This is a genomic window from Ornithinimicrobium cerasi (assembly GCF_003702705.1).
Classification (GTDB): domain Bacteria; phylum Actinomycetota; class Actinomycetes; order Actinomycetales; family Dermatophilaceae; genus Ornithinicoccus; species Ornithinicoccus cerasi.
This window is the reverse complement of record NZ_QZMN01000038.1, coordinates 1-3,510: the sequence shown is the minus strand read 5'-3', so window position 1 is coordinate 3,510 and position 3,510 is coordinate 1. Positions and strand designations below refer to the sequence as shown.

Annotated in this window: 3 protein-coding genes; all 3 read left to right on the top strand. The window is 66.5% G+C overall.

Annotated features, from left to right (window positions below):
* Positions 1–217: 217 nt before the first annotated feature.
* The 3 genes from D4B81_RS17530 (at position 218) to D4B81_RS17520 (ending at position 3,144) form a co-directional block, all read left to right on the top strand.
* On the top strand, positions 218–973 hold the full coding sequence (locus D4B81_RS17530; RefSeq protein WP_122263952.1) for a class I SAM-dependent methyltransferase: 756 nt from the start codon (positions 218–220) through the stop codon (positions 971–973).
* Between the two features lie 101 nt (positions 974–1,074).
* Positions 1,075–1,695, top strand: a complete 621-nt coding sequence (locus D4B81_RS17525) for a hypothetical protein (RefSeq protein WP_122263951.1) — start codon at positions 1,075–1,077, stop codon at positions 1,693–1,695.
* Between the two features lie 114 nt (positions 1,696–1,809).
* Positions 1,810–3,144 (top strand): hypothetical protein, encoded by a 1,335-nt coding sequence (locus D4B81_RS17520; protein ID WP_161965288.1) that lies wholly within the window; start codon positions 1,810–1,812, stop codon positions 3,142–3,144.
* The last annotated feature ends 366 nt before the right edge of the window (positions 3,145–3,510 follow it).

Here is a 3,510-nt window from a genome sequence, read left to right as displayed (position 1 = left end):
TCACCTATGCAGGGACGACGACGGGCCCAGGGCACCGGCCCCCCCTTGACGTACAACGCCTCACGCTGATGAGCGGACGCTCGTCCGATCATGCCGCGGGTGGGATATGGCAGCGGCGGCCACGGGCAGGTTAAGACGGGCCCGATAACGCTGTTGCTTACCCCAGGCGCCGTCGGTGTACTGACCCATCGGGTCCGCGCGGGTCGGAGGTGTGATTGTGACGAGCTACAACGAGCTTGGCCAGGTGTACGAGTGGCTCGTGTCAGATGCCAAGCTCGGTCCGGCCGAGTTCGCCGCGTCGTTCGACGACGTCCTCGGTCTCCTGCCGTCGGAGGCCCGCGTCCTAGATTGCTCGTGCGGTACCGGGCAGTTGGCGGTTGGGCTCGCCGGTCGTGGCATGGAGGTTGCGGCTACTGACGCCAGCGAGGTCATGGTGCACCGAACGCAGGAGCTGGCTCAGGAGTTCGCGGCACCTGTCCGCACGCTGCGGGCAACGTGGGAGGAGTTGCCCGACCATTTCGATGACGGCACCTTCGACGCGATCTTCTGCGTCGGCAACTCGCTGCACCACGCAGCGGGTGCGAGAGGAAGACTGGCCGCTCTGCAGTCGATGGCTCAACTTCTGCGCCGTGGCGGACGCTTGATACTCACCTCACGCACCTGGGAGCTCGTGCGGGCTCGCGGTTCCCGGCTGGACATCACGGACCGGCTCGTCCGCCGCAACGGCGTCGACGCCGTCGTGATCTACCGCTGGGAGATAGCACCGCGCTGGGAGGAAGAGCATCACCTCGAGATCGCGATCGCCCAACTTGATGGGGGCGCGGCGGTCAGCGTCCGATCGGAACTGCTGTCGTGCTGGCCCTACCGAAACGACGAACTCGCAGCCGAGTTGGGCCAGGTTGGGCTCCACACAGAAATGAACACCTTTAACCTTGAGGCGGAGAACTACACGGTCGTGGCGAGCAAGATGTAGACCACGGATGACGCGAGTTTCGGGCCGGCCCAGGGCGGCGCCCCTCGTCAGTTCGCGGCCCTCCTCGGCGCGAGCGAGTCGCGGCAATACAGGACGTGCGGATGGTGTGGAACGCTGGCGGCTGGGTCGACGTCTCAGATGGAGCCGACGTTCACCTGGAGCGGACGATGCAGATCCATACCGTCACTGGGACCCTGCTTGGCCTTGCCCTGATCCTGACGGCCTGCAGCGGCGATGCGGAGAGCACCGCGAGCCGTCGAAGTTCGGAAGGATCTTCTGTCGCCTCAGCTGGCAGCGAGCCCGCGCTGGACAACGAAGGCGGTCCGCTGCCAGATGGTGGCGCAGTCTCTTGCGTCGAGTCGTACTCGCCCGAGACACTCCAGAACCGCGCCTTCGCTTTCGATGGGATCGTCATCCGTCTGGGACCGTCCGTTTCCGACCGGGGTGACGATGGTGACCTGAACCTGGCGGGCATCACATTCGAGGTCCGCGAATGGTTCGTGGGCGGTGACGCGGATGAGGTCACCGTCGACCTGCAAAGCGTCGGCGAAGGGACCGGTGAGGAAGATCTGCCCCTCCAGGTCGGGACGCGTCTGCTTGTGAGCGGTGAACCGCGTTGGGGAGGCGCACCGCTGGACTCACCGATCGCATGGGGTTGTGGCTTCAGCCGGTACTACGACGAGCAAACCGCCACGGCGTGGCGCGAGAGCACGACAAAGTAGGAAATCGGGACCGGCGGCAATGGGGCGTCTCGTGGCGTCGAGCGGGCAGACTGCTCTTGGGAGGTGAGGGGCTTGCAAAGGTCATGGCGTAACCCGTGGACAGGTCCGGTGCCGGTGGGCGCCGTCATGGCGGCGTTGCTCCTGACAGCGTGCGGGACGGTTGGGGGGAGTTCCGGTGGCGCATCTGGGGCGTCATCAGGGGGCGTAGCGGGGTTCCCGTCGTGCGCGGACGTGCCCCAGATCCGCGCGGACGAGGCGCTGTACCGCGATGAGCCGGTCTACGGCAACGCCGATGAGCTGGTCCAGCAGGTCCAGGCGTGGGCGGCCGGGCAACCCGGATTTGTCGAGCTGGGGCTGGACCGGGAACGCAACGGGTGGATCACCGTGTGGGTCAAGGACGCCGACGTGGACGCGCTGCAGCAGGAGGTCGCCCGGGAGTGGCCGGGGGAAGGGATCGTGGTGGTGGAGGTGCCCTGGACCGCGGGGGAGCTCGAGGCCGTGCTGGCCGACGTGGACGCCGCGCTGCGGGAGGCTGGTGTTCGCAGCGGCGGGTCCGCGCTCTCCCCGCAGCGCGGTGTGGTCGAGATCCACCTCGGGGTGATCACCCCCGAGGCCGAGGCGGTGCTCGCCGGCTTCACCGGCCGACCCTTGTGCGTGGACGGGATCCCTGAGGATCAGGCGCCTGAGGAGAGGAGCCAGCCGACGGCCGGGGAGGGGTGGCGTCTGCTGGGTGAGGGGTTGAGCGGTGAGTCCTACCGGACGTCGGTGGCCACCACCGATGACCAGCTGCAGGACCTGTGGGAGGCAGCGGGACTGGAGGGCGACGCGCCGCAGGTGGACTGGGACGGCGAGATCGCGGTGTGGTTCGGCGCGGTCTACGGCTCGGGCTGCCCGGTGCGGATGGACGGTGTCCTCGTCGAGGGTGACCTGCTCTATGCCGATCTCGTCGTCCCTGGTGAGGTGTACGGCTGCAATGACGATGCCAACCCGCACGCCTTCGTGGTCGCCATATCCAGGACTGTCCTGCCGGAGGGTCCGTTCCGGGTGCAGCTGGAGGCGCGTGACCCCTACCCGGGGGCACCGGAGGAACGCACCGTAGTGGATGTGGACCTGAGAGAGCCGGGCTCCACTGCCACCAACGAGCAGGTGCACGCAGACGCGTCACTGGCGGTGCCCGTTGAGCCTGCCCTGGTCACCGACGGAGACGATCTGCCAACCGACAAGCCAGTGCGTTATATCTACCGTGACGATCCGGACTGCGACACCCCGGTTCTGGGTCCGCTCGACGGATCTGTCTGGCGATTGGCCGACGGGGAGGCCGCCTGGGACGTCCAGGACGGAGATGAGCTCACGCTCCACCCACTGGGCGGATCTGACAGCGAGATCATCGCCTCCGCCCCGCAGATGGACTGGCTCTTCGTGCGCATGCCGGAAGCCACTTGCCCTTAACAGCTCAGCTATGTACGCGGCAGTACAGGATGTGCTAGCACACCTGAGTCGTAGCCCTTCTCGCGTCGTGTCGGGCAGGTGCTCATCCACTCCATGGCAGGCGACGCCGTAGTTCTTCGTGCTCGGGTCGCATGCCGCGAGCTTTCATCACGCGGACACTGCGGAGACACGGCAGGTCAAGTAGCGGGCTGTAGTCGAGGTCGTCGACGATGAGGGTGTGCAAGAGCACCGTCTCAAGGTGGCCGAGACTTCGCAAGAAGGCGATGGTTGAGATGTGCCCAGTCCGAGGAGTCATGAGTAATTGTCAAGACCTGTGGATCGGCGTGTCACGCGACGTGTCGTTGGCCTCCTGATTCCTCGGGTCGT

Excerpts from the sequence above, each read along its gene's own strand:
- D4B81_RS17525 (WP_122263951.1), top strand. The coding sequence starts at position 1,075 with ATGGTGTGGAACGCTGGCGGCTGGGTCGACGTCTCAGATGGAGCCGAC.